This is a genomic window from Millisia brevis NBRC 105863 (genome assembly GCF_001552615.1).
GTDB lineage: Bacteria > Actinomycetota > Actinomycetes > Mycobacteriales > Mycobacteriaceae > Millisia > Millisia brevis.
Window position 1 is genome coordinate 36,429 of sequence record NZ_BCRN01000019.1, and the last position, 23,640, is coordinate 60,068.

Consider the following 23,640-nt stretch of genomic DNA (forward strand, 5'->3'; position numbering starts at 1 on the left):
CCGTCAACCAGCATAACCGACGGTCGGGTGCAAACCCAAACCGCCCGGGGTTCAATCGGGGAATGACCTCTCTGCCGCCGCTCGTCAAGCCGCCGCGGCGTACCCGTCGCGACCCGACCGGCGGCGACGCGGCGCGCGAATGGCGCGAACTGGTCGACCAACCGCCGATGTACCCGCGGATCAGCATCGAGGCGAACGTCGAGATCCCGATGAGCGACGGGGTGACCATCCGCACCTACGTCTGCCGCCCGGCCGACGAATCCGGCCGCCCGATCGATGCCCCGTTCCCGACGGTCGTCAACATCACGCCCTACAACAAGCGGATCATCAAAGCGGTCGACTCGATCCTCACCGCGCCGATCCTGGGCCCCACGCTGCGGAAGCTGTCGGCGGATGTCGACTTCAGCGGCACCCGGTTCGAGGGCATCACCGAGATCACCCGGGTGATCGCCGGCGGCGCGGCCGATCTGCTGACGATCAACCGGCATCTGGTGCGCAGCGGCTATGTGCAGTTGATCGCCGATGCCCGCGGGACCGGGGCGTCGACCGGCGTCTGGGACATCCTGCACGAACGCGAGCAACTCGACTCGCTCGAGATCATCGAGTGGGCGCGGACCCAACCGTGGAGCAACGGCCGACTCGGTATGGCGGGCATCTCCTATTCGGCGATCAACGCCCTGCAGGCCGCCGGGCACCGACCGGCGGGACTGGACGCGATCTTCGCCGTCGAGGGCTCGGAGAACATCCTGCGCGAGTTGTTCGCGACCGGCGGTATCCCGTCCGGGTTCATCCCGATGTGGATGGCGACGGTCAACGCGTTCAAATGGCTGCCGACCCTGCCGCCGGGGCGGGCCGGCATCGACTGGCTGCGCGCCCGGCTCTCCTCTCCGGCGACCTCCCTGGGCGAGTTGGCCCGCGGTTACGTCACCGGCGACGACTACCGGCTCTACGACGGCACCTTCTTCGACGCGGTCGGCCCACTGGTCGAGCGGATCGATGTGCCGACCTTCCTCTACGGCTGCTGGCACGACGTCTTCGCCGGCGCCGGGCCGAATCTCTACCGGCGGTTGCGATTGCGCTCCGGCCGCAAGCAGTTGCTGATGGGCGACGGTTACCACGCCAATCCGGGGATCGGCTTCGGGCAGGACGGCTTCCCGCCGCGCCTGGACGTCCTGGAACGAGCGTGGTTCGACCGGTGGTTGCGCGATATCCCCAATGGGGTCGACACCTACGGCCCGGTCACCGTCCGCCGACAGGGATCCGGCTGGGTGTCGATGACCACCTACCCCGCTCCCTATACCCGCCAGCGTCGGCTCTTCCTGTCCGCGACGCCGTCCGGTTCGGCCGACCACGCCCGCCACGACGGCTCCCTGATCGACGCCCCGGAGTACTCGCCCGCGATGCCGATCGATATCCGGCCCGGCCTGCGATCGATCTTCTCCCGCGACACCACGCAGACCTTCGCCGGTCTGCCGGCGGTCTTCGGCGGGCCGTTCACCTACGACGCGCGCTTCCCGGAGCGCGACGCGCTGACCTTCTCGACGCCGCCGGTGCCGACCCGCACGGTGATCTCGGGCGGGATGAACCTGCGCCTGAACACCGTCGCCCACGCGCACGAGACGCTGTGGGTGGTCTGGCTGTGCGACGTCTCCCCCGACGGGTCGTCGCGGCAGATCAGCGACGGCGCCCTGCTCGCCTCCCGGCGGGCCGTCGACGAGGTGCACAGCGAGTACGCTGCCGACGGCGAGTTCCTCGCGGCCCGCCAGCTGTTGACCCGCGCGGCGCTGCTGCCGGTCGTCCCGGAGGTACCCACCATTCTCGAGATTCCGCTCTTCGCGACCGACGCCGTCCTCGAACCCGGACACCGGCTGCGGATCGACATCCTGGCGGGCGCCCCGCCGCGATATCTGCCGACGCTGCGCGATCTGGCACGCACCCGGCTGGCCCGCCAGACGGTCCTGATCGATCGCGAGCAGCCCAGCTTCCTGACCCTGCGGGCGACCGGTTCGCTGGGAGCGCCGGTGGTGTCCCCCGACCTTCCCGAACTCGACCTTCCCGAACTCGACCTTCCCGAACCGGACGACACCACCACGGAGGTTTCCCTGTGACCATCGACATCACCGAACCGTTGTCCGGGGTGGCGAAGGTCGGCGAGATCGAGCTGGCCTGGCAGCAATTCGGCGACCCGGACGCGCCGCCGATCGTGCTGATCATGGGCTTCGGCGCGCAGTCGGTGCGCTGGCCGGACACCTTCTGCCGACGCCTCGCGGACCCCGGGTATCGGGTGATCCGTTTCGACAATCGCGATATCGGTCTGTCGACGATCCTCGACGGGGTGCGCGCGCCGATGCTCGATCCCGCTCGTATGGCGCGGCATTGGCTGGGTCTGCCCAGTCCGGCGCCGTACACGCTGGCCGATATGGCCGACGACACCGTGGGCCTGTTCGACGCGCTCGACCTCGATCGGGTGCACCTGATCGGCGAATCGATGGGCGGCATGATCGCGCAGATCGTCGCGGCGGAGCACCCGGAGCGCATCCGGTCGTTGGGGATCGTGCACTCCTCGACCCTGCAGCCGTTCCTGCCGCCGCCGCGGCCGGCCGCGATCCGCGCGATGACCACCGGGCCGACCGACCCGAGCGATCCGGAGTCGATCCTTCACCAGGGTGCACGCGCGACGATGGTGATCGGCAGCCCCGGCTTTCCGCGGCCGTACGAGGAGCACCTGGAGGTGGCCCGCGCCTCGTACGAGCGCTCGTACCATCCGGCCGGCATCATCCGACAGCTCGCGGCGCTGACCGGGGCGGGCAGCCTGCTCCCCCACAGCCGTCGCATCTCCGCTCCGACGGTCGTGCTGCACGGCAAGGCCGACCCGTTGGTGCCGATCGCTTGCGGCCGCGCGGTCGCCCGGGCGATTCCGGACGCCCGTCTGGTGACGATCCCCGGCTGGGGCCACGATCTGCCCGAGCCGTTGCATCGGCGCCTGACCGACGAGCTGCTGACCGTCATCACCCCGGCATAGCCGCGCCGGCCGGGCGGCGCCGTCGGCCGGCTCAGCCGACGGTCGCGCGCAGAAAGTCGAGCACCCGGGCGGTCACCCGCCGCTCGATCGGCTCGTGGAACAGGTCGTGCCCGGCGTCGGGGAAGACCTCGACAGCGACGGCCCGATCGCCGATCGCGTCCAGCAGCGGATCGAGCGGCGTCATGCGATCGTCGGCGCCGTGCACGAACAGCGTCGGCAGCGCGGTCAATCGGTCGAGCGCCTCGGGGCCGACCGCCTTGGCGGGCGTTCCGCACAGGATCGCCGCCTCCCAGGTCCCGCCGGTCGCGACATCCGCGATCACCGTCGCCGCACCCAGTGAATGCCCCAGCACCGCCCGCGGCCGGCCGAGGGTGCCGGCCAACAGCCGCAGGTCGCCCGCCGATACCGATGGGTCGGGTCGCTCGGTATCGCCCTCGCTCAGCCCGTGGCCCGCCAGGTCCAGCCCGTGGACCGCGATACCGGCGCCGGTCAGCCGCCGGGCGACGTGGTGATAGAGGGCGCTGTGCTGGCCGCGGCCGTGCACGATCACCAGATCGCACCACGCCGGGGTCGTCCCGGCCGGCCACGAGCGATAGTGCACCTGACCGGTGCTCCCCGGGTAGAACGGCATGCCCCGAGTGTCACACCGCCCACCGCTCGGCGCGACCTCGGGTACATTTACGAACATGACTACTAGAACGTCTATTCTAAATCGCGCGGGCTGGACAACGATCACCCCGCCGACGCTGATCAACGTCCATCGCCGCCGCGTCGAGGTCCCCGAGGCCGCTCGGCAACTCCTTCGGCAGGTCCACCTCCCCGAGTCCGGGGTATGGCCGACCGACGGCTGGCCGCCGCTGATCCTCGATCGTGGTCTCGAGCCGGGCTCGACCGGCGGGCACGGACCGATCCGCTATGCGGTGGCCCGGGTCGACCCCGATCGGCTGCGCTTCGTCTTCTCCCCCGCGTCCGGTATCGACGGCTTCCACGAATTTCGGGTCGACGAGATTCGGGGCGGGCAGTTTCGGGGCGGACAGGACGGGGACGGCGCCGAGTTGGTCCACGAACTGCGCATCGAGGGACCCACCCGCTTCCTGCGCGCGGCGATCATCCCGCTGCACGATGCGCTGATCGAGGACCTGCTGGACAACGTCGACGCCCTGTTGACCGGCGCGCCGCCGCCGAGGCGCCGCTGGTCGCTACGCGTCCGCGTCCTGCGCCGCTTCCTCGAGGTCACCCAAACACGAAACCGGCGGGCCACCGGAAGCAGCGCTTCCCGGTGACCCGCCGGTTCGTTGATCGGGGTCCTGGTCGTCAGGCCCTCGCTACCGAGGTCGTCAGACCGCGGCCTCATCCTCGAGAAGGTTGCGCGTCCGGTTCGGATCCACCGGGATGCCCGGTCCGGTGGTCGTCGTGAACGTGATCTTCTTCAGGTAGCGGCCCTTGGCCGTCGACGGCTTCGCACGCAGGATCTCGTCCAGCGCGGCAGCGTAGTTCTCCACCAGCTTGGCGTCGTCGAAGGACGCCTTGCCGATGACGAAGTGCAGGTTGGCCTGCTTGTCGACGCGGAAGTTGATCTTTCCGCCCTTGATGTCGCTGACCGCCTTGGTGACGTCGGGCGTCACGGTGCCGGTCTTCGGGTTCGGCATGAGACCACGCGGGCCCAGGACGCGCGCGATGCGGCCGACCTTGGCCATCTGGTCCGGGGTGGCGATCGCGGCGTCGAAGTCGAGCCAGCCGCCCTGGATGCGCTCGATCAGATCCTCCGCGCCCACGACGTCGGCGCCGGCGGCCTCGGCCTCTGCGGCCTTCTCGCCCACCGCGAAGACGATGACGCGAGCGGTCTTACCGGTGCCGTTGGGGAGGTTGACGGTGCCGCGCACCATCTGGTCGGCCTTGCGGGGATCGACGCCCAGGCGCAGAGCGACCTCGACGGTGGCGTCGAACTTGCTCGACGCGGTCTCCTTGGCCAAGCGGGTGGCCTCGAGCGGCGAGTAGAGCTGATCGAAGTCGATCTTCTCGGCCGCGGCCAGGTATGCCTTGCTGCGTTTTGCCATGATGTGCTGTTCCTTCTATCGGTTCAGATGTGGTTCGCGGGCCTGGCCGGCCCTTCCACGTGAGCTCGAAAGAGCTCAGCCCTCGACGGTGATACCCATCGAACGGGCGGTGCCGGCGATGATCTTCGCGGCAGCCTCGACGTCGTTCGCGTTGAGGTCTTCCTGCTTCGTCTTCGCGATCTCGCGCACCTGATCCATGGTCACCTTGGCGACCTTGGTCTTGTGCGGCTCGCCGGAGCCCTTCTGCACACCCGCGGCCTTCAGCAGCAGCTTCGCCGCCGGCGGGGTCTTGAGCTTGAAGTCGAACGAGCGATCCTCGTAGACGGAGATCTCCACCGGGATGACGTTGCCGCGCTGCGACTCGGTCGCGGCGTTGTACGCCTTGCAGAACTCCATGATGTTGACGCCGTGCTGGCCCAGCGCGGGGCCGACCGGCGGTGCCGGGTTGGCTTGCCCGGCCTGGATCTGAAGTTTGATCAGACCCGCGAGCTTCTTCTTCTTGGGGGGCATCTTGCTTCCTTGTATCGGTGTATTTTCCTGCGGATATCAACAACCGGGGGACCCGATTCGTTCCGCAAGTCTGTGGGGCCGCGTCCGCGACCCGCTCGACCGGACCGATCAGATCTTGGTGACCTGACCGAACCCGAGTTCGACGGGGGTTTCGCGACCGAAGATCGACACGAGCACCTTGAGCTTCTGCTGCTCGGCGTTGACCTCGCTGATGCTCGCCGGCAGCGTCGCGAACGGGCCGTCCATGACGGTGACCGACTCGCCGACCTCGAAGTCGACCTCGACAACCGGCTTCGCCGATGCGGCGGCGGCCGAATCGCCACCGGCCTGCGCGGCGGCGGGGGCCTTCTTGCGGGACTGCTGCGGCAGCAGGAACTTGACGACGTCGTTGAGGGTCAACGCCGACGGGCGCGAGGTCGCACCGACAAATCCGGTGACGCCGGGCGTATTGCGCACCGCACCCCAGGACTCGTCGTTGAGCTCCATGCGCACCAGGATGTAGCCGGGCAGGACCTTGCGGTTGACCTGCTTGCGCTGGCCGTTCTTGATCTCGGTGACCTCTTCGGTGGGCACCTCGACCTGGAAGATGTAATCGCCGACGTCGAGATTCTGGACGCGGGTCTCGAGGTTGGTCTTCACCTTGTTCTCGTAACCGGCGTACGAGTGGATGACGTACCAGTCGCCGGGCAGCTTGCGCAGCGTCGACTTCAGCTCCTCGGCCGGGTCGACCTCGACCTCGGGGGCGGCCTCCGCGACCGGCTCCGCCTCGTCGCTCGTCACGACGGCGTCATCGGCATCCGCGTCATCGGTGTCGTCGACGTCCGCAGCTTCGGCATCCGCGTCATCGGCCCAGGTATCCGCGTCGAGGTCGGCGTCGACCGCCGCGTCCTCGGAATCGGACACCGTCTCGACGGCCTCCACCTGGAAGTCGTCGAGCTCGTTCTCGGGCGTGCTCACTAGCTGCTCGCTTTCTGCGTTCGTCATCGGTACGGGTCCTCGCGTCGGCCGCGGCCTCAGCCGAAGATCCAGCGCACGGCCTCGAGGAAGACCACGTCCAGACCGCCGATGTACGCGGTCATGAAGGAGACGAAGACCAATACGACGATCGTGTAGGTGACCATCTGACGGCGGTTCGGCCAAATGACCTTCCGCAGTTCCGCGATCACCTGGCGGAAGAACTGAATCAGCCGGCGGAAGACATTGCCCTCCGTCGTGGCCACCTGGCGTCCCCGGCCGGCCGCCCGCGTCGCGGTTGCGACGGCGATGGCCTCGGTCGAGGGATCGTCGGCTTCGGTCGGTGCCGAACGACGGCGACCCCGAGCCGGCTTGCCGGTCGGGGTGCCGGAACGACGCGACGCTGCGGCCGAGTCTGCTTTCCCGGTCGACTCGGGATCGTTGCCCGTCGACTCGGGATCGCGTGGCTCGCTCACCGTGTCATTCCTCCCAACCGTTGCGGCCCACCGGTGGGAATCCGCTCGATGTCTTCTTCCGGTGCAGGGGCGACAGGACTTGAACCTGCAACCTGCGGTTTTGGAGACCGCTGCTCTGCCAGTTGAGCTACGCCCCTTCGGCCGGTTGGCCGATCCGAGCCGATCAGGACCGACCCTTCGGGCCGATCCGAGGGATCGGTGACATAAATCCGCGCGCCGTCGCCGAGTATTCGGAGAGCGGCGCGCAGCACAAACAATGCCGCCTGATCAAGCTCGGAAGTTCAGTGTACGTCACGACTGCGTCGGGACCGAAATCCGGTCAGGGCAACCGTACGCCGGCGGTGGCACGACCGAAAATCCGCTTGCCGTCGGACGTCGCGGTGATCGCGATCGTGGCGACTCGCGTCTCCTCGTCGATCGACTTGACCTTACCGCTGAAGGTCACCACCGCGGGCCGATCCGCGGGCACGACAACCATGCTGGTGAACCGCACGTTGTACGACACCACGCGGCCGGGATCGCCGGCCCAATCGGTGACGAAGCCCGCGCCGAGACCCATGGTCAACATGCCGTGCGCGACCACGCCGGGAAGCCCGGCGAGCGCGGCGATGTGGTCGGAATAGTGGATCGGGTTGGGATCGCCGGCCGCGCCGGCGTAGTTCACCAGGTCCCCACGGGTGATCGGCATGTCGACGGCGGGCAGCTCCCCACCGACGACAACCTCACGGAGGTCAGAGGCCGCCATACATCATCACACCCTCCACGGCCTCGAGCAGCTCGGCATTCGACTCGCCGTCGGTGCGCGCGGCCAGGGTGGTGACCGTGGTCATCACCGCTTCGCCGGTGCGCTCGTCGTAGACGTCGTTGCGGGTCACCAACAGGTCGCTGCCGGCCAGCTGCCGGAACGACTCGAAGGTCACGTCGAAAACCAGTCGATCACCGGCCACCACGGGTCGGTGAAATTCGAGCTGTTGATCGGTCTGCAGCACCTGACTGAGGTCGTAGACCGCGATGACCTCCTCGAACAGCTTGCGCTGCGCGAGGCCACCCATGATCGCGACCATCGTCGGCGGAGCGACGATCGCCTCGTGTCCGAGGTCGGCCGCGGCCTGCTCATCCCAATGCGCGGGATGGTAGGCGCGGACGGCGCGAGCGAACTGACGGATCGACTCGGCGCCGACCTCGTACACACTCTCCGAACGGTAGTGATGTCCGACCACCGCGCGGACCGCTTCGGCCCGGGAGGCCGCCGTATCCGCGGGGGCGTTGTCGAGAGCGCTATCGGTCACCGGAGAAAGTCCACTCGTCGCCGACGAACCAGAATCAGCGGGTTTCCCGGTGGCCACGGTGCGTGCCGCAGTTCGGGCAGAACTTCTTCAGTTCCAGCCGATCGGGGTCGTTGCGCCGATTCTTCTTGGTGATGTAATTGCGATGCTTGCAGACCTCGCACGCCAAGGTGATCTTGGGGCGAACGTCGGTTGACGAAGCCATCCCAGGTGCCTACTTTCCATGTCCCTGCGGCCGGATGCGCCGGCGGCCGCCTCCGGTTGTTCCCGGACCTGCCCGAGACCAACGATGGAGAACGCCGCGGTGTTCCCGTCGGAATGGTGTTTCGGCCGGGGACAGTCGGGCGTCGCTCCGAGGGCTGCGTGTGTTACCCGACGACGAACACCTCGACGCACCGACAACCGTGAGTAGCGGTGACCGGACTCGAACCGGCGACGCAACGATTATGAGTCGTTTGCTCTACCAACTGAGCTACACCGCCCTGGTGTCGATCCTCGGGATCGACCCGCGAACCCTCCGAGCCCCCTAACGGAATCGAACCGTTGACCTTTTCCTTACCATGGAAACGCTCTGCCGACTGAGCTAAGGGGGCGTGGCCGGTGGGTGCTTCGAGCACCCTTGGGCCTCCAGAAGAGTACACACCCGGCCCGGTCGGAACCAAATCCGGTGGTCCGGGGGCGGAACCCTCCGTCGACAACAACGGCCCCCGAGCCGCGTTACCGCTGATCGAGGGCCGTTGCCGGCGATGTGGCAGGTGTAGGATTCGAACCTACGTAGGCGTAAGCCGACGGATTTACAGTCCGCTCCCATTGGCCGCTCGGGCAACCTGCCGTGCGCTGCTGCGCGCCTAGCAGAATACAACCACACCACCCCGGCGATGCAAACCGCCTGCACCGAGGCCCTTTTGCGGCCTCGAGGAGCCGAGCTTTCCGGCTTCCCCCGACGGTCCGGTAGGTTGATACGACGCCAACAGCTTGCTTCAGCCTCGAGGAGTCCGGGTGGCCGATTCGTCGTTCGATGTCGTCAGCAAGGTCGACCGACAGGAGGTCGACAACGCGCTCAATCAGACCGTCAAGGAGTTGGGCACCCGCTACGACTTCCGCGGGACCGATGCCGCCATCGAGTGGTCCGGCCAGGAGACGATCGTCCTGACGGCCAACAGCGAGGAGCGGGTCACCGCCGCGCTCGAGGTCTTCAAGGAGAAGCTGATCCGACGGGACATCTCGCTCAAGGCGTTCGACGCCGGCGATCCCGCATCCTCCGGCAAGTCGTACAAGATCACCGGCTCGCTGGTCGAGGGCATCACCTCGGAGAACGCGAAGAAGATCGCCAAGAAGATCCGCGACGAGGGCCCCAAGGGCGTCAAGGCGCAGATCCAGGGCGACGAGCTGCGGGTCAGCAGCAAGAAGCGCGACGATCTGCAGGCGGTGATCTCGCTGCTCAAGAACGACGATTTCGGGATCGCCCTGCAGTTCGTCAACTACCGCTGAGCCGCTCGATGACCGCCGCGCGCGTGCGCCTGTTCGCCGACGAGTTGACCGTCGGAGCGTCCTTCCCGTTCGAACCGTACGAGGTGACCGAACGCGAGATCCTCGACTTCGCCGGACGGTGGGATCCGCAGTGGTTCCACCTCGAGCCGGTCGCGGCGCGCAGCGGCCCCTTCCAGGGCCTGATCGCCAGCGGAATCCAGACCCTGGCGATCGCCCAGCGCCTGTCGGTCCTGGCGGCCTACGGCCACTGGCAGGTGATCGCCGGCCGCGAGTTGCACTCGCTCCGATTCCGCCGGCCGGTGCGCCCCGGGATGACGTTGACCGGCGCGGTCGAGATCACCGCGATCACCCCCGATCGACCCGCCCCCGGTCGCGCCGACCGCTCGCTGGTCTCCGTCGCGATCGACCTGATCGATTCCGGGGCGACCGACCCCCGCGGCAGCACGGTTCTGTCCGGTGCGATGGACATGTTTGTCGCGCGGCGATCGACCGCTTCGTAGGCGTCGTACCCGAGTAGGCTCCGGTTCGCCCGGCGTACAGCCCGCGCCGATCCCGGCCTGTGCCGGTCCGCGCACACCTCGTCTCGGAGGTATCCGTGAGTTCGCTCTCCCCCACGTCGACGGCCGCGAAGATCACGACCGAACCGCAATATGTCGAGGCGCCGCTGAGCGTTGCCGCGACCTTTCTGGTGCTGACCATCAACGACGGCGACGCCGCCCTGGCGACCGCCCGAGCGGTGGTGGCCGCGACCGGCGACCTGATCAAAGACATTCGCAGCCGCTCGCTGCACGGCAATTTCACCTGCAATGTCGGGATTTCCCGGCGCGTCTGGGACGGTCTGACCGCCGGCGCGCCGCTCCCCGCGGAACTGGCCGAATTCCGGGAGATCAAAGGAGCCGAGCACACCGCGGTCTCCACCCCCGGTGACCTGCTCTATCACATCCGCTCGGAGTCGGCGGACCTCAACGTCGAATTCGAGAAGCTGCTGCTGGAGGCATTCGGCGGCGCGGTGACCACCGTCGACGAGGTCACCGGCTTCCGCTACTTCGACGGGCGTGATCTGCTCGAGTTCATCGACGGCACCGCCAACCCCGAGGGCGCCGACCTCGCGGTATCGACCCTGGTCGGCGACGAGGATCCCGCCTATGCGGGCGGCAGCTATGTCGTCATCCAGAAGTACCTGCACAACCTCGGCGACTGGCGCAGGGAGTCGACCGAGACGCAGGAGCAGATCATCGGCCGGACCAAGTTCGACAACGTCGAGCTACCGGATGCGACCGAGGGACAGAAGTCCCACAAGACGCTGTGCACGATCACCGACGCCGCCGGCGAACACGACATCCTGCGCGACAACATGCCCTTCGCCCGCCCCGGCCGCGGTGAGTACGGCACGTACTTCATCGGCTACTCGCGGCACGTCTGGGTGATCGAGAAGATGCTCGAGCGCATGTTCATCGGCGATCCCCCACCGCTGCACGACCGCATTCTCGACTTCTCGACCGCGGTCACCGGGGCGAGCTTCTTCGTCCCGCCGCGCGCCTTCCTCGCCGGCCTCGGCTGATCACGCCTCAGCGCCCGTCCGGCCCGGCCCGATCGGGTTCGCGGGCGGCGGGCAGCACCCCGAGGGCGAAGATCGCGGTGACCCCGACGATCAGCAGGGCGCGCAGCAGCCCGATGTGGTCGCCCAGGAAGCCGAGCAGCGGCGGGCCGGCGAGGAAGGCGGTGTAGCCGATGGTCGCCACCACGCTCATCCGGGCGGACGCGCGTTCCGGGTCGTCGGCGGCGGCGCTCATGCCGACCGGGAAGCCCAGGCTCGCGCCGAGTCCCCAGATCGCCGCGCCGACGAAGGCCAGGACCGGGCCGCCGAAGGAGACCAGCAGGGCGCCGACGATCGCGCAGGCGAAGAGCACCCGCAGCACCGCGACCCGCCCGTAGCGATCGAGCAGCCCGGTGCCGACCACGCGGCCGAGGGTCATCGCGATCAGGAACGTCGCGTAGCCGAGCACGCCGACCCAGCGCGGCAGGTCGTAGCCCTCGGCGAGCGCGGTGGCCAGCCAGTCGTTGGCGGTGCCCTCGGTGAACGCCGCGGCCAGCACGATCAGACCGATCAGCAGGGTGCGCGGCCGTGTCCACTCCGACCGGCCACCGCCACCCGCCGGCTCCTCGACGCGCTCGTCGACGAGGAAGTCTCGGCGGAACCAGCCGGCGAGCGCGCAGTAGAGCGCGACGATCACCGCGAGGTGCACCAGCAGCGATATCTCGAAGCCGCTGGCGAGCGCGCCGATCAGTGCGCCGAGCACCGTGCCCACGCTGAAGGCGGCGTGGAATCGCGGCATGATCGAGCGGCCGAGTCGACGTTCGACCAGCGCGGCCTGCAGGTTCATCGACACGTCGTAGATCCCGTTGGACATGCCGGCGACGAAGAAGCCGACCACCAGCACCGGCAGCGAGTGCAGAACGCTGATCGCGGTGCCGATCACCAGCAGGCCGACCGACATGCCGAAGCCTGCGGTCACCAGCACCCGGGAGCTGCCGAAGCGGCCGACCAACCGGCCCGAGATCGGTAGACCGATCATCGCGCCGGCGGAGACCGCGAGCAGCGCGGCGCCGAGCGACCCCGGTGTCAGATTCAGCGCGGCGCGGATGTCGGGGATGCGCGAGAGGAATCCGACCAGCAACATGCCGTTGATCCCGAACGCGGCGTACACGCTGTTGCGCGCGGCGATCACCTCGCGATCGGCCGCGCTGCCCACCCCGTCGATGCCGGTCGCGTTCATCCCCCACCCCTTCCGCCGCATTGCTCGCCGAACGCGACCCCGCTCTCGCAGCTCACCCCACACAGTGCCATACCACCGCCCCGATTCCCGAAGTCAAAGACGCTTGACACGATGACAAGTGAGTTTTACATTCGGGATATGACAAGCAAGCTTTCCATCACGACCTCCGAGGGAAAGGCAGGGGCCGTCATGACCACACCCCGTCCGGCTCACCGTTATCTGCGCGATCTGGCGATCGCGATCGTCGTCTACTGCGCCCTGCTCGCCCTGTCGCTCTTTCTGATCGGCCGGGTATCCGAGGGCATCGTCCAATGGCTGGTGATGATGATTCCGCTGCCCGCGCTGGTAGCGGTGGCCGTTGCGGTGCTGCGCCAGATCCGCGGCAGCGACGAATTGGAATCCCGGATCACCATCGAGGCGATGGCGATCGGATTCGCGATCGGCTCGCTGGCGACCTTCACCTACGGCCTGCTGCAGATCGCCGGTGCGCCGAATCTGTCGTGGACGCTGGTCTGGCCGGTCTACGCGGCCGGCTGGATCATCGGCACGGCGGTCGTCCGGCTGCGGTACTGACATCCGCCGGTACCCGAGATGGACAACATCGTTCGCCGGCTGCGCACCGAGCGCGGCTGGACCCAGGCGGAACTGGCCGAACACCTAGGCGTCAGCCGCCAGACGGTCAACTCCCTCGAGAAGGGCCGCTACGACCCCAGCCTCCCGCTGGCCTTCCGGATCGCGCGAGTCCTGGGCAGGCCGATCGAGGAGATCTTCCTCGACGAGCAGTAACGTCACCACCCGTGGATCCCTCGAGCCGCGGCATCCTGTTCCCGGCCCGCCTGCCGACCTTCCGGCGCATCGAGCCGGCGGCGGCATTGGCCGAGGTCGTGCGGTGGTTCTGGATTCCGGAATGGGATATCGCACCCGGCCGGGTCTCCCGCCAACATGTGGTCGCCTTCCCCGCGTGCAACCTGGTGATCGGCTCCGACGAGGTCGGTCTGGCCGGGCCGTCGACCACCGCCGGCCATCGGGATCTGGTCGGTACGGGGTGGGTGGTCGGAGCTCTCCTGCGGCCCGCGGCCACCGCGGCCTTCGTCGACGACCCGGCCGCGATCCGGGACTCCTACCAGCCGGTCGATCTGCCGACCCCGGTGATCGATGCGGTGCGCACCGCGATGGCCGGGCCGGCGCCGCAGCGCTACGACGCCGCGATCGCCGCGTTCGGAGGCTGGCTGTCCGAAACGGTGCCGCCGCCGCAGGCCGAGGCGGTGCTGGCCAACCGCATGGCCGACCTGCTCGACGCCGACCCGACCGTCCGCACGGTCGAGGACGCCGCCGCCCGTCTGCACACCTCCGCACGCACGCTGCAACGGCTGGCGAAGCGGTACGTCGGGCTCTCCCCCGGCGCGATGATCCGACGCCGCCGTCTACAGGAGGCGGCCGAGCGGGTGCGCACCGAGCCGACGCTCGATCTCGCAGTGGTGGCCGCCGACCTCGGCTACGCCGACCACGCCCATCTGACCAAGGACTTCCGCACGGTGCTCGGCTTCACCCCGAGCGCCTACCGGGCCGCCGAACCGCCCCGCACCGACTCCTGATCGGACCCCACCGGCCCGGCCGATCGCTCGATCTCGATCAATGACCGGCCGTGCAACTGCGCCTCCCGTGCCGCCAGGCCGCCGCGCACGCCGAACAGCCGCTTCGTCCACACCAGGTAGACGACCAGGAAGACGTTGACCACCAGCGCGGCGACCCGCAGGAAGGTGATCCGGTCGATCAACTCGTAGACCTCGAAGGGAATGAATATCGAGGTCGCGACCACCGCGACGTATTCGCCCCAGCGTTTGCCGGACCACAAGCCGATCGCCTCGACCAGTTCGAGCGCACCGAGCGCGAGGACGAACAACCCGATCCCGAGGATCGTCGAGGTGCCGGCGTTGAGCACCGACTCGATGCGATGCATCATCGGCAGATCGCCGATCGTGACACCCAACCGGTCGGCGATCGGCTGCAATAGCGGCACATAGGACTCGACCGTCGACTGCAGGTGCGCGCGCTGCCCCTGGAACCACCAGATCCCGGCGGCCAGGGCGATCAGGATCACCCCGCGCAGCAGCCGTTCGACGGCGAGAACCCGCAGGATGACCAAGTCCCGCAGGGCGGCGCCGCGCAGCACCATCGGGGCCTGGTCGGCGGGCCCGCTCCCGTGCGGCTCGCCGAGTACGTAGTCCCCGCAGCGCAGGCATCGCCAGGCGGTCCCGCGCGGGGCCTCGACCGACAGCCGCCCGGCCAGATCGGCCTCGGTCGGGGCATAGGTGACGTGCCCACGAATCCCGCAGGCCACCAGGTCGAAACCGTCGCGCACGTCGCGAGCGCTCATGTCGGCAAATCTACGCTCGCCGCCGTCAGGCGGTTTGTTTGCGCACCAGGGTGAAGATGCCCGCGGAGGCGACCACCAGCAGGCCGGTCGCGATCATCGAGGCGGTCGCCGCGCCGGCGTCGAAGGCGGTCGCGGCCGCGGTGACCAGATCCGACGAGGCCGGCTCGGGCAGCGTCCGGGCGACGTCGACCGCGCCGGCGAGGGTTTCGCGGGCGGCGGCGGCCTGCTCAGCGTCGATACCGGCCGGCGGCTGCAGGGTGCCGCGGTAGATGCCGGTCAGCACGCCGCCGAGGACGGTGACCCCCAGGACGGTGCCCAGCTCGTAGGCGGTCTCCGAGACCGCGGCGGCCGCGCCGGCCTTGGTGGGCGGCACATTGGCCAACATGATGTCGTTCGAGGTGGTGCCGGTCGCGCCGGAGCCGATCCCGATCAGCAGGTAGGCGATCGCGATGGTGGCGATGGTGGCGCTGCCGCTGGTCGCCGCGGTGAGCGCGTAGGCGGTCGCGGCCAGCAGCAGGCCGGTGACCAGGGCGATCCCCGGGCGCACATATCGCACGATCCGCACGACGGCGAAGCCGACGATCACGTTGGCGATCGCGCCGGGCACCAGGGCCCAGGCGGCCTGGAAGGGCGTCAATCCCGCGATCAACTGCAGGTGCTGGGCGGCGAAGAAGAGGAAGCCGGTGATGCCCATCAGGTTGACCAGGTTGGCCAGGATCGAGCCGGTGAATCCGGGGTTGCGGAACAGGCGGATGTCGAGCATCGGGTTCTCCCGGTGCAGCAGCCGGTACGCGAGCAGCGCGCCGGAACCGACCCCGATCAGCAGTCCGGCGACGGCGATGACGTCGACCCCGTGACCGGCGACGTGCTTGATCGCGTAGACCATCGGGGCGAGGGTGGTCGCCGACAGCACGATCGAGCCGATGTCGACGGGCCCCGGGTCCGGGTCGCGGTACTCGTCGATCAGCTTGGGTGCGCCGAGCAGCAGCGGGATCGACAGCGGCACGGCCAGCAGGAAGATCGCCGGCCAGCCGAAGCCGCCGACCAGCCAGCCGCCGATGATCGGGCCGAGCGCGGCGCCGGAGGCGAAGCCGGTGGTCAGCACGGCGATCGCGATACGTCGCCGGCTGCGATCGTGGAACATCGAGCGGACCAGCGAGTGTGTGGCGGGCAGGATGACCGCGCCGAAGACGCCGGTGGCGATGCGCGCGGCGAGCAGCAGTTCCGCGGTGGGCGCGAAGGCCGCGCCGATCGACGCCAGGGCGAAGCCGCCGACGCCGACCATCAGGGTGCGGCGCCGGCCCAGGCGGTCGCCGAGATTGCCGCCGGCGACCAGCAGGCTGCACAGGACCAGCGGGTAGACGTCGATCAACCACAGTTGCTGGGTCGCGGTCGGCTGCAGGTCGGCGGCGATCGCCGGCAGCGCGAAGTTGAGCACGGTGTTGTCGATCGTCACCAACAGCACGGGAAGTAGGAGCAGCCCGACGGCCACCCATGCGCGATTCCCGGCCCGTGCGGCGGGAGCGATATCAACAGTCACCGCGCTACTGTACCGGACGTCCGGTGCAGTCCATGGTGAATCTCGTTACCATGGCCCGATGGAGCCGGAGAGCACGACGCGGGAGACCATCCTCGACGCCTTTCGCGACCTCGTGGTCGAGGACGGGGAGCGAGCGGCGACCATCGCGGCGACCGCCGCGCGCGCGGGTGTCTCCAAGGGCGGATTGTTCTACCACTTCCCCAGCCGTGACGCCCTCGCCGACGCCTTGATCCTGCGCCTGGCCGCGGTCAACGCCCAGCACTGCGAACGCATCCGCACCGCCGCCGAGGGGCCGATCGCCTACTTCCTGCGCGACGCGATCGCCCTGGGCACCCCGCTCGACCTGGCGTTGACCGCCGTCACCCGGCTCGACCAGTCCGGCCGCCATCCCGAGGCGCGACCCGCCCTCGAAGCGGTGGTCAACCAGTGGCGCGACACCCTGACCGACGTTCTCGGCGATCCGGTGGTCGCCCGCATCGTCCAGGTCCTCGGCGACGGACTGTTCTTCAACAGCAGCCTCGCCGGCTCGTCCGACGCGGTGGTCGCCTCGCGGGTCACCCCGGACGAACTCGAGCACATGATCGCCACGATCGAGTCGATGTCCGCGCCTTCGCCGTCGCACCCCTGACCCCGGAGGACGTCCCGAACGTGCGACAGGTCACACCAACGTAGTAGATACGTGCTCACATGCGCACGCATATTATCTGCGTATGCGTGAAGATAACCGATCATGCAGCTTCGGACCCGATAGCGCGTACGTCGATCTGGCGGCCGAGGTCTTCCGGCTGCTCTCGGACCCGACCAGGATCCGGATCATCCTCGCCCTGCGCGACCACGGGGAGCTGTCGGTCAACCAGCTCGCCGAGGTGATCGGCAAGACGCCGACCACGACGTCCCAGCACCTGGCCAAGATGCGCTGGGGCCGGGTGGTCGGGGTACGCCAGGACGGCACCCGGGTCTTCTACCGACTGATCGACGACGAGGCCCGCGAACTGGTGGCACTGGCGGTCTTCCACGCCGAACGCGCCCTGGGTGACGGCACCGCGCACGAGCGGGCCGGCGTGCCCGCGGACGCGGTTCCCACCGCGCCGCGCTGCCCGGTCGCCCGCCCGACCGGCCCGAATACGAACGAGGAGACCGCCCCGTGACCGCCCTGCGAACCGATCCCACCGCCGATCGGAAAGCGATCGCGCCGCCGTCGATCCTGCGCACCGGATGGCGCCTGCCGGAGGTGCGGTGGGCGTCGATCGCACTGGTGTTGTTCCTGGTCGGCTGGGGTCTGCAGCTCGCCGGCACCCCTGCCTGGATGTGGTGGACGGCCTACCTGGTCTGCTACGCCACCGGCGGCTGGGAGCCGGCTCTCGCCGGCTTGCGGGCGCTGCGGGAACGCACTCTGGACGTCGACCTGCTGATGATCGTCGCGGCGATCGCGGCGGCGGCGATCGGTCAGGTCTTCGACGGCGCCCTGCTGATCGTCATCTTCGCGACCTCCGGCGCGCTGGAGGTCGTGGTCACCCAACGAACCGCCCAATCGGTAACCGCCCTGCTCGGCCTGGCCCCGGAGCAGGCGACCCGCCTCGACCCGGACGGCTCCACCCACACGGTCGAGTGCGCCGATCTGGTGGTCGGCGATCGGATTCTGGTGCGCCCCGGCGAACGGGTCGGCGCCGACGGCGTGGTGATCGACGGCTACAGCGAGGTCGACCAGCAGGCGGTGACCGGCGAGTCGGTGCCGGTCGCCCGCGGCGTGGGCGACGAGGTGCTCTCGGGCACGGTCAACGGCACGGGCGCGCTGACCGTGCGGGTCGAACGGGCGGCATCGGAGTCGGTGATCGCCCGGATCGTCGCGCTGGTCGAGGAGGCCTCGCAGTCGAAGGCGGCGACCCAGCTGTTCATCGACCGGGTCGAGCAGGTGTACTCGTTCACCGTCGTCGCCGCGACGCTGCTGGTCCTGGGGATTCCGCTGCTGTTCGGCAGCCCCTTCGAGGAGGCGCTGCTGCGGGCGATCGTGTTCATGATCGTCGCCTCCCCCTGCGCGGTGGTGCTCTCGACGATGCCACCGCTGCTCGCCTCGATCGCCAACGCGGGCCGGCACGGGGTGCTGGTCAAGTCCGCCGCGGTGATGGAGTCGATCGGCCGCACGACGCTGGTTGCCTTCGACAAGACCGGCACGCTGACCGAGGGGCGGCCGGAGGTCGCGGCGATCCGGTCGTTGGGCGAGCGGTCCCCGGCCGAGATTCTGGCGGCGGCCGCGGCGGTCGAACGGCTCAGCGAACATCCGTTGGGGCGGGCCATCGTCGATGCCGCGGATACCCCGATCGGAGCGGTCGACGATTTCCGGGCGATGCCCGGCCGCGGGGTGACCGGCCTGGTCGACGGTCGACGGGTGACCGTCGAACGCGCCGGCGACCAGGCGAACGGCACCCCGGAGAACGGCGACCACGCAACCGTGGTGCGCGTGACGATAGACGGCCGCGCCGAGGGGCTGATCGAACTGGTCGACCGGGTGCGCGACGAGGCGGCCGGTGCGGTGCGCGATCTCGCCGACATCACCGCCGGTCCGACGATCATGGTGACCGGCGATCACACGACGACCGCGCGGATGGTGGCCGAGCGCACCGGGATCGCCGAGGTGCACGCCGAGCTGCTTCCCGAGGACAAGGCGACCGTGGTGGCCGATCGGCGCCGCGCCGGCGAGATCGTCCTGCTGGTCGGCGACGGGATCAACGACGCGCCCGCCCTGGTGACCGCGGATACCGGTGTCGCGATGGGTGGACGCGGGTCCGACCTGGCGCTCGACACGGCCGACGTGATCATGGTGCGCGACGACCTCCACGCGATCGCCGCCCTGATCCGACTGTCCCGCAAGGCCCGCCGCTATGTGATCGCGAACCTGACCATCGCGGCGACGGTGATCGTGACGCTGGTGACCTGGGATCTGGTGGGCACCCTGCCACTGCCGCTCGCCGTTGCGGGGCACGAGGGGTCGACAGTGGTGGTGGCGCTCAACGGCGCGCGGCTGCTTCGGTCGTCGGTGTGGTCGCCGAGCGGTCAGCCGGCGGCTTCGGCGCCGCGTCGCTCCGACAGCGCCGCCCGCAGTCGCTCCGCGTAGGCGTCGGCCTCCCCCGGCCCGTAGGACATACGGGGCCAGAAGAAGCCGCGCAGCCCGTCGCTCTTGTTGCGGGGTACGACGTGCATGTGCAGGTGCGGCACGGACTGACTGATCGTGTTGTTGATCGCGACGAAGGTGCCCTGCGCGCCGAAGGCGTTCTGCACCGCGCGCACCAGATCCTGACCGGCCTCCAGGAAGCCGTCGCGCAGCGGCGCGGGCAGGTCGAGCAGGGTGGAGAAGTGGTCGCGCGGGACCACCAGCGTGTGCCCGCGAAAGACGGGGCGGCTGTCGAGGAAGGCGACGAAGTCGTCGTTGCGCATCACCACATGCGCGTCGACGTTGTCGGCGACGATCGCGCAGAAGATACAGCCGCCGGCCGCGCTCATGACGGCTCCACCGCGGTCGGCTCACGACGGCGCCCGAAGACCCAGTAGGCGAGGGAGTTACCGCTGTTGAGGCCGATGGCGGTGCGCCACCAGAGCTTGCGACCCCGCACCAACTCGTCGGGGCGTCGGTGGATATCCCACAGCGCGAGGGCGCCGGAGATCACGGAGGCGACGACGACGGCGAAGAGGGCATTCCGGCGGGGTCCGGGCGGAGGGAGCTGTGACATATGCCCAGTTTCCTCCTCCGGGCCCGTCGCCGCTCACCGCCTCGCCGAAGTCCCGCCGGTTCAGCCGGCCTCAGCCCTGCGCGGCCGCCCATTCGGCGATACGTCGAGCGCTCTCGGCCTCCGAGAGATCCTCGACGCGGGTCATCACCGACCAGCGCACCCCGAACGGGTCGCGGATGCTCGCGAACCGGTCGCCGGAGACGAACGTCATCACCGGTTCGCGCACGACCGCCCCGGCGGCGACGGCCCGCTCGACCACCGCGTCGACGTTCGGGCAGTAGAGGCCCAGCGAGTAGCAGTCGTCGTCCCCGTCCGGCGCCGGCACCAGGTGGTACTCGGGATTCGGTTCGCCCAGTTGGAGGCGGCCGTTGCCGAAGTCGAGTTCGGCGTGCACGACGATCCCGCCCATCTCGGTGACGTCGACGACGCGGGCACCGAAGATGTCCCGATAGAACTCGATCGCGGCGGCGGCGCCCGGCACCGCCAGGAACGGGGTGAGCGAGGACAGCCCGTGCGGGATGCCGTTCGTGGTGTGCGCCCCGGTCACGCCGACCGTATTGGCTTGCGGATCAACGGTATCGGTCGCCTGGACGACCTGATTGTCTGCCATGACCGCCACGCTACGAGAGCCGGACCGGCCGCGCTTGAAGATTCGCGACCGGTCCGGTGGTTCGACGGGCAGAGATCGAGCGGCGGTCAGGCGGCGGCGGCCTTGACCGCCCGTCCGACCTCGGCTCGCAGCCGGTTGTACTCGCCGGAGCGGCGCAACTCCTCCGAATCGATCCCGCTGCGGGGCAGATCGGCCGACAGGTCGAGCGCGACGCGGCCGGGCCGCCGGGTCAACACGACGATCCGGGAGCCCAGGAAGGCGGCCTCGTCGGCGCTGTGCGTGACGAAGACGGTGGTCCGACCGGTCTCCGCGCTGACCCGGCGCACGTCCTCCTGCAGCCGCTCGCGGGTGAGGGCGTCGAGCGCGGCGAAGGGCTCGTCGAGCAGGAACAGCGGGGTATCGGCGGCGAGCGCCCGGGCGATCGCGACGCGCTGCTGCTGCCCGCCGCTGATCTCCCAGATCCGGCGGTCGGCGGTGCCCTCGAGCCCCACCCGGTGCAGCAGCCCCTCGCGCCGTTCGGCCCGCTCCGCCTTCGGCACCTTCGCGTACTTGAGGGCCAGGTCGATATTGCCGCCGACGGTGCGCCACGGAAACAGCCGCGGCTGTTGGAAGACCACCCCGGCGCTGACGCCGGGAACCGGCGCCTCCCCGGAGACGGTGACCCGCCCCTCGGCGGGCTGCTCGAACCCGGCCAGCAGCCGCAGCAGGGTCGACTTGCCGCAGCCGGAGGCGCCGACGAGCACCAGGAAGCTGCCGGGTTCGACGTCGAGGTCGACCGGCCCGAGGGCGGTCACCCGATCCTTGCCGGAGCCGTACCGCTGCGAGACGCCCTCGACCGTGACCCGGCCGGCGTCACCGACGACGCCGACCGCGTCCGAGTCACTACTGGGTGATGACATCCGGAAGTCCCCTGGTGTAGATGGCGTCCTGGAAGGTCGACAGCGGAGCGGCCTCGGGGATCTGCGCCTGATCGGCGAGGAACTGCGAGGCATCCTCGAGGCTGTTGGCGATCGCGCCCGGCTGCCCCTCGGTGCCGAGCCATTCCGGCGAGGCGATCTCGGCCGGCGTCAGGTACAGGCCCTGCTGGAGCTGGCCGGCGACCTCCTCCGGGCTCAGCCCGATCTCCGCGGAGATCGCCTTGGCGGCGTCGTCCGGCTGATCGTGGATCACGTCGAGCGCCCGCGCCTGCTGCTGCCGCCAGGTGTCCACCGCATCCGGGTTGGCCTCGGCGAAGGCGGTCGAGACGACACCGAGGTCGAGGGTGGGCTTGTCGTTCGCGGCGAGTTCGCGGCTGCTGATCAGCTGGGTTCCACTCTGCCGCAACTGGTCCAGGGTGGGCAGCCAGACATAGGCGGCGTCGATGTCGCCGCGGTCCCAGGCGGCCAGGATCGGCTGCGGCTGCAGGTCGATCAGCTGAACATCGTTGGGGGTCAGCCCGTTCTGTTCGAGCGCGGCGAGCAGGCTGTAGTGCGAGGTCGACGCGAACGGGGTGGCGATGCGCTTGCCGCGCAGGTCGGCGATCGACGAGATGCCGGTACCGTCACGGGCGATCAGCGCCTCGTTCTCGCCGGCGACGTCGAGCAGGAAGGCCACCTGGTACGGGATGTTCAGCGGCTCCGACAATCCGCGCGCCACCGGGCTCGACCCGATCGCGGCGAAGTCGAGTTCCCCGGCGATGAACGCGGTGTTGATGTCGGCACCGGAATCGAACTTGATCCACCGGATGTTGTAGTCCGGCAACGCTTCCTCGAGCCACTGATTGTTCTTCACGATCAGGTCGCCGCTCGGGAAGGTCTGATAGCCGAGTCGGATCGTCGGTTTGCTCGAGTCCTGCCCCGACTGACCCACAGCGCAGCCGGTCAGCGCCATCATCGCGATGACACCAGCCGCTACCAGCGCTTTGATTCTCATGCTTTTCCTCTCCAGGGAACGACGCGCCGCTCGATGGTGCGCAGCACGCCGTCGATGACCAAACCCGAGATTCCGATGGCGAAGATGCCGACGAGCACCACCGGAGTGTTGTTGTAGTTACTTGCGTCCTTGACCATTCCGCCGATACCGGGGATGCCGTTGAACAGTTCCGCGGCGACGACGGACGAATAGGCCATGCCGACGGCCAACCGGATGCCGGTGAAGGTCTCCGGTAGGGCGGCGGGCACGACGACATCGCGGATCACCTGGGTGCGCGAAGCGCCGAGCGCGCGGGCGGCCTCGGTCAGCGCGACCGGTGCGGCGGCGACCGCGGCGGTGGTGGCGACGGCGGCCGGCGGCAGGGCGGCCAGCGCGAGCAGCGTGATCTTGGGCGCCTCGTCGATGCCGAGCCAGATGACCAGCAGGAAGAAGTAGGCCAGCGGCGGCAGGCTGCGCAGGAAGGTCAGCCACGGCTCGAGAACTCGCCGCAACCAACCGATCGTGCCCATCAGCAGGCCGAGGAGCACGCCGATCGCGACGCCGATCACCACGCCCACCAGCACCCGACGCAAGGTCATGTACAGGTGCTCCCACAGCAGGTAGCCCGCGTAGCCGCGTACCCCGTTGTCGCTGGTGGAGATGTCGATGAAGGCCGACCAGACCGTGCTGGGGAAGGGGACGAAGGTCTGATTCCAGATGCCGCTGACCGCGACGAGCTGCCAGACGATGAAAAAGACCAGCACCGACAGCAGGGGCAGCACCAAACTGCTTGCGGTGGCGCGCAGTCGACTGCCGATCGAACCGCCGGGTGGTTCCGCGCCGCCCGCGGCGAGGGTCGTGGAAGTGGTCGTCTCGGGTTCGGTGGAGACAGGGTGGATGGACACGTCTCGAACTCCCTGCGCTC

At 69.1% G+C, this 23,640-nt stretch carries 29 protein-coding genes and 4 tRNA genes; 12 read left to right on the forward strand and 21 right to left on the reverse strand.

Annotated features, from left to right (window positions below; translation table 11 throughout):
* Nucleotides 1-62: 62 nt before the first annotated feature.
* Entirely contained in the window at nt 63-2,108 is a 2,046-nt protein-coding gene (locus tag MB1_RS21350; protein WP_084352380.1) for a CocE/NonD family hydrolase, read from the forward strand.
* A complete protein-coding gene (locus tag MB1_RS21355) occupies nt 2,105-3,022 on the forward strand; it encodes an alpha/beta fold hydrolase (protein ID WP_245650303.1) in 918 nt (305 codons plus the stop codon). Before MB1_RS21350 ends, MB1_RS21355 begins: the two co-directional genes overlap by 4 nt.
* 31 nt (nt 3,023-3,053) lie before the next feature.
* Here the strand turns inward: MB1_RS21355 and MB1_RS21360 are convergent, their stop codons facing one another.
* Nucleotides 3,054-3,653, reverse strand: a complete 600-nt coding sequence (locus MB1_RS21360) for an alpha/beta hydrolase (RefSeq protein ID WP_066912440.1) — start codon at nt 3,651-3,653, stop codon at nt 3,054-3,056.
* Between the two features lie 55 nt (nt 3,654-3,708).
* Between MB1_RS21360 and MB1_RS25790 the strand changes: the two genes are divergently transcribed.
* Entirely contained in the window at nt 3,709-4,305 is a 597-nt protein-coding gene (locus MB1_RS25790) for an SRPBCC family protein (RefSeq protein ID WP_157084239.1), read from the forward strand.
* Nucleotides 4,306-4,359: 54 nt separating this feature from the next.
* Here the strand turns inward: MB1_RS25790 and rplA are convergent, their stop codons facing one another.
* The 11 genes from rplA to MB1_RS21420 form a co-directional block, all read right to left on the reverse strand.
* On the reverse strand, nt 4,360-5,079 hold the full coding sequence (gene rplA, locus MB1_RS21370; RefSeq protein ID WP_066912445.1) for a 50S ribosomal protein L1: 720 nt from the start codon (nt 5,077-5,079) through the stop codon (nt 4,360-4,362).
* A gap of 75 nt (nt 5,080-5,154) precedes the next feature.
* Nucleotides 5,155-5,589, reverse strand: a complete 435-nt coding sequence (gene rplK, locus MB1_RS21375) for a 50S ribosomal protein L11 (RefSeq protein WP_066912448.1) — start codon at nt 5,587-5,589, stop codon at nt 5,155-5,157.
* A gap of 108 nt (nt 5,590-5,697) precedes the next feature.
* The gene (gene nusG, locus MB1_RS21380) at nt 5,698-6,546 is read right to left on the reverse strand and encodes a transcription termination/antitermination protein NusG (RefSeq protein WP_066912457.1); all 849 of its coding nucleotides are present in this window, start codon (nt 6,544-6,546) and stop codon (nt 5,698-5,700) included.
* 56 nt (nt 6,547-6,602) lie between these two features.
* Nucleotides 6,603-7,019 (reverse strand): preprotein translocase subunit SecE, encoded by a 417-nt coding sequence (gene secE, locus MB1_RS21385; RefSeq protein WP_084352382.1) that lies wholly within the window; start codon nt 7,017-7,019, stop codon nt 6,603-6,605.
* Nucleotides 7,020-7,083: 64 nt separating this feature from the next.
* A tRNA-Trp gene (locus tag MB1_RS21390) sits at nt 7,084-7,156 on the reverse strand.
* Between the two features lie 182 nt (nt 7,157-7,338).
* Complete coding sequence (locus MB1_RS21395; RefSeq protein ID WP_066912473.1) at nt 7,339-7,764, reverse strand: MaoC/PaaZ C-terminal domain-containing protein; 426 nt, start codon at nt 7,762-7,764, stop codon at nt 7,339-7,341.
* A complete protein-coding gene (gene hadA, locus MB1_RS21400) occupies nt 7,751-8,308 on the reverse strand; it encodes a (3R)-hydroxyacyl-ACP dehydratase subunit HadA (RefSeq protein ID WP_066912476.1) in 558 nt (185 codons plus the stop codon). The genes MB1_RS21395 and hadA overlap by 14 nt, the downstream gene beginning before the upstream one ends.
* 34 nt (nt 8,309-8,342) lie before the next feature.
* The gene (gene rpmG / locus MB1_RS21405; RefSeq protein WP_066912479.1) at nt 8,343-8,510 is read right to left on the reverse strand and encodes a 50S ribosomal protein L33; all 168 of its coding nucleotides are present in this window, start codon (nt 8,508-8,510) and stop codon (nt 8,343-8,345) included.
* Between the two features lie 204 nt (nt 8,511-8,714).
* Nucleotides 8,715-8,787, reverse strand: a tRNA-Met gene (locus MB1_RS21410).
* A gap of 38 nt (nt 8,788-8,825) precedes the next feature.
* Nucleotides 8,826-8,898, reverse strand: a tRNA-Thr gene (locus MB1_RS21415).
* 156 nt (nt 8,899-9,054) lie between these two features.
* Nucleotides 9,055-9,137 (reverse strand) — tRNA-Tyr (locus tag MB1_RS21420).
* 167 nt (nt 9,138-9,304) lie between these two features.
* On the opposite strand from MB1_RS21420, the gene MB1_RS21425 reads away from it, so the two are divergent.
* From MB1_RS21425 to MB1_RS21435, 3 genes are all read left to right on the forward strand, one after another.
* Nucleotides 9,305-9,796, forward strand: coding sequence for a YajQ family cyclic di-GMP-binding protein (locus tag MB1_RS21425; RefSeq protein ID WP_066912481.1), 492 nt, complete (start codon nt 9,305-9,307; stop codon nt 9,794-9,796).
* Between the two features lie 8 nt (nt 9,797-9,804).
* Nucleotides 9,805-10,296 (forward strand): MaoC/PaaZ C-terminal domain-containing protein, encoded by a 492-nt coding sequence (locus MB1_RS21430; RefSeq protein WP_066912484.1) that lies wholly within the window; start codon nt 9,805-9,807, stop codon nt 10,294-10,296.
* Between the two features lie 95 nt (nt 10,297-10,391).
* Entirely contained in the window at nt 10,392-11,357 is a 966-nt protein-coding gene (locus MB1_RS21435) for a Dyp-type peroxidase (RefSeq protein WP_245650304.1), read from the forward strand.
* Between the two features lie 7 nt (nt 11,358-11,364).
* On the opposite strand, the gene MB1_RS26680 is transcribed toward MB1_RS21435, so the two are convergent.
* On the reverse strand, nt 11,365-12,573 hold the full coding sequence (locus MB1_RS26680) for an MFS transporter (RefSeq protein WP_066912487.1): 1,209 nt from the start codon (nt 12,571-12,573) through the stop codon (nt 11,365-11,367).
* A gap of 189 nt (nt 12,574-12,762) precedes the next feature.
* Here MB1_RS26680 and MB1_RS21445 point away from each other — a divergent pair, with 189 nt between their 5' ends.
* From MB1_RS21445 to MB1_RS21455, 3 genes are read left to right on the forward strand one after another with little or no spacing between them, the layout of a single operon-like run.
* A complete protein-coding gene (locus MB1_RS21445) occupies nt 12,763-13,146 on the forward strand; it encodes a hypothetical protein (RefSeq protein WP_066912489.1) in 384 nt (127 codons plus the stop codon).
* Nucleotides 13,147-13,164: 18 nt separating this feature from the next.
* Nucleotides 13,165-13,359: a helix-turn-helix transcriptional regulator gene (locus tag MB1_RS21450; protein ID WP_066912491.1), complete on the forward strand. Its 195-nt coding sequence runs from the start codon at nt 13,165-13,167 to the stop codon at nt 13,357-13,359.
* Nucleotides 13,360-13,370: 11 nt separating this feature from the next.
* The gene (locus MB1_RS21455) at nt 13,371-14,168 is read left to right on the forward strand and encodes an AraC family transcriptional regulator (RefSeq protein ID WP_245650305.1); all 798 of its coding nucleotides are present in this window, start codon (nt 13,371-13,373) and stop codon (nt 14,166-14,168) included.
* Here the strand turns inward: MB1_RS21455 and MB1_RS21460 are convergent.
* On the reverse strand, nt 14,132-14,950 hold the full coding sequence (locus tag MB1_RS21460; protein WP_066912493.1) for a DUF2127 domain-containing protein: 819 nt from the start codon (nt 14,948-14,950) through the stop codon (nt 14,132-14,134). The genes MB1_RS21455 and MB1_RS21460 overlap by 37 nt on opposite strands.
* Before the next feature lie 25 nt (nt 14,951-14,975).
* Nucleotides 14,976-16,490: an MFS transporter gene (locus MB1_RS21465; RefSeq protein WP_066912496.1), complete on the reverse strand. Its 1,515-nt coding sequence runs from the start codon at nt 16,488-16,490 to the stop codon at nt 14,976-14,978.
* A 58-nt stretch (nt 16,491-16,548) separates the two neighbouring features.
* Between MB1_RS21465 and MB1_RS21470 the strand changes: the two genes are divergently transcribed.
* The 3 genes from MB1_RS21470 to MB1_RS21480 all read left to right on the forward strand — a co-directional run bounded on the left by MB1_RS21470 (nt 16,549) and on the right by MB1_RS21480 (nt 19,602).
* Nucleotides 16,549-17,118: a TetR/AcrR family transcriptional regulator gene (locus MB1_RS21470; RefSeq protein WP_066912499.1), complete on the forward strand. Its 570-nt coding sequence runs from the start codon at nt 16,549-16,551 to the stop codon at nt 17,116-17,118.
* Between the two features lie 82 nt (nt 17,119-17,200).
* Nucleotides 17,201-17,638, forward strand: a complete 438-nt coding sequence (locus MB1_RS21475; protein ID WP_066912503.1) for an ArsR/SmtB family transcription factor — start codon at nt 17,201-17,203, stop codon at nt 17,636-17,638.
* Nucleotides 17,635-19,602, forward strand: coding sequence for a heavy metal translocating P-type ATPase (locus MB1_RS21480; protein WP_066912506.1), 1,968 nt, complete (start codon nt 17,635-17,637; stop codon nt 19,600-19,602). The genes MB1_RS21475 and MB1_RS21480 overlap by 4 nt, the downstream gene beginning before the upstream one ends.
* On the opposite strand, the gene MB1_RS21485 is transcribed toward MB1_RS21480, so the two are convergent.
* The 6 genes from MB1_RS21485 to MB1_RS21510 form a co-directional block, all read right to left on the reverse strand.
* Complete coding sequence (locus tag MB1_RS21485; protein ID WP_066912508.1) at nt 19,542-19,988, reverse strand: HIT family protein; 447 nt, start codon at nt 19,986-19,988, stop codon at nt 19,542-19,544. The two genes, MB1_RS21480 and MB1_RS21485, sit on opposite strands and share 61 nt — an antisense overlap.
* A complete protein-coding gene (locus MB1_RS21490; protein ID WP_066912511.1) occupies nt 19,985-20,215 on the reverse strand; it encodes a hypothetical protein in 231 nt (76 codons plus the stop codon). Before MB1_RS21490 ends, MB1_RS21485 begins: the two co-directional genes overlap by 4 nt.
* 70 nt (nt 20,216-20,285) lie before the next feature.
* Nucleotides 20,286-20,825, reverse strand: a complete 540-nt coding sequence (locus MB1_RS21495; protein WP_084352400.1) for a VOC family protein — start codon at nt 20,823-20,825, stop codon at nt 20,286-20,288.
* 86 nt (nt 20,826-20,911) lie between these two features.
* Nucleotides 20,912-21,724: an ABC transporter ATP-binding protein gene (locus MB1_RS21500; protein ID WP_066912513.1), complete on the reverse strand. Its 813-nt coding sequence runs from the start codon at nt 21,722-21,724 to the stop codon at nt 20,912-20,914.
* Nucleotides 21,708-22,736: a taurine ABC transporter substrate-binding protein gene (locus MB1_RS21505; protein WP_066912516.1), complete on the reverse strand. Its 1,029-nt coding sequence runs from the start codon at nt 22,734-22,736 to the stop codon at nt 21,708-21,710. The genes MB1_RS21500 and MB1_RS21505 overlap by 17 nt, the downstream gene beginning before the upstream one ends.
* Nucleotides 22,733-23,533 (reverse strand): ABC transporter permease, encoded by an 801-nt coding sequence (locus tag MB1_RS21510; protein ID WP_084352402.1) that lies wholly within the window; start codon nt 23,531-23,533, stop codon nt 22,733-22,735. The genes MB1_RS21505 and MB1_RS21510 overlap by 4 nt, the downstream gene beginning before the upstream one ends.
* Between the last annotated feature and the right edge of the window lie 107 nt (nt 23,534-23,640).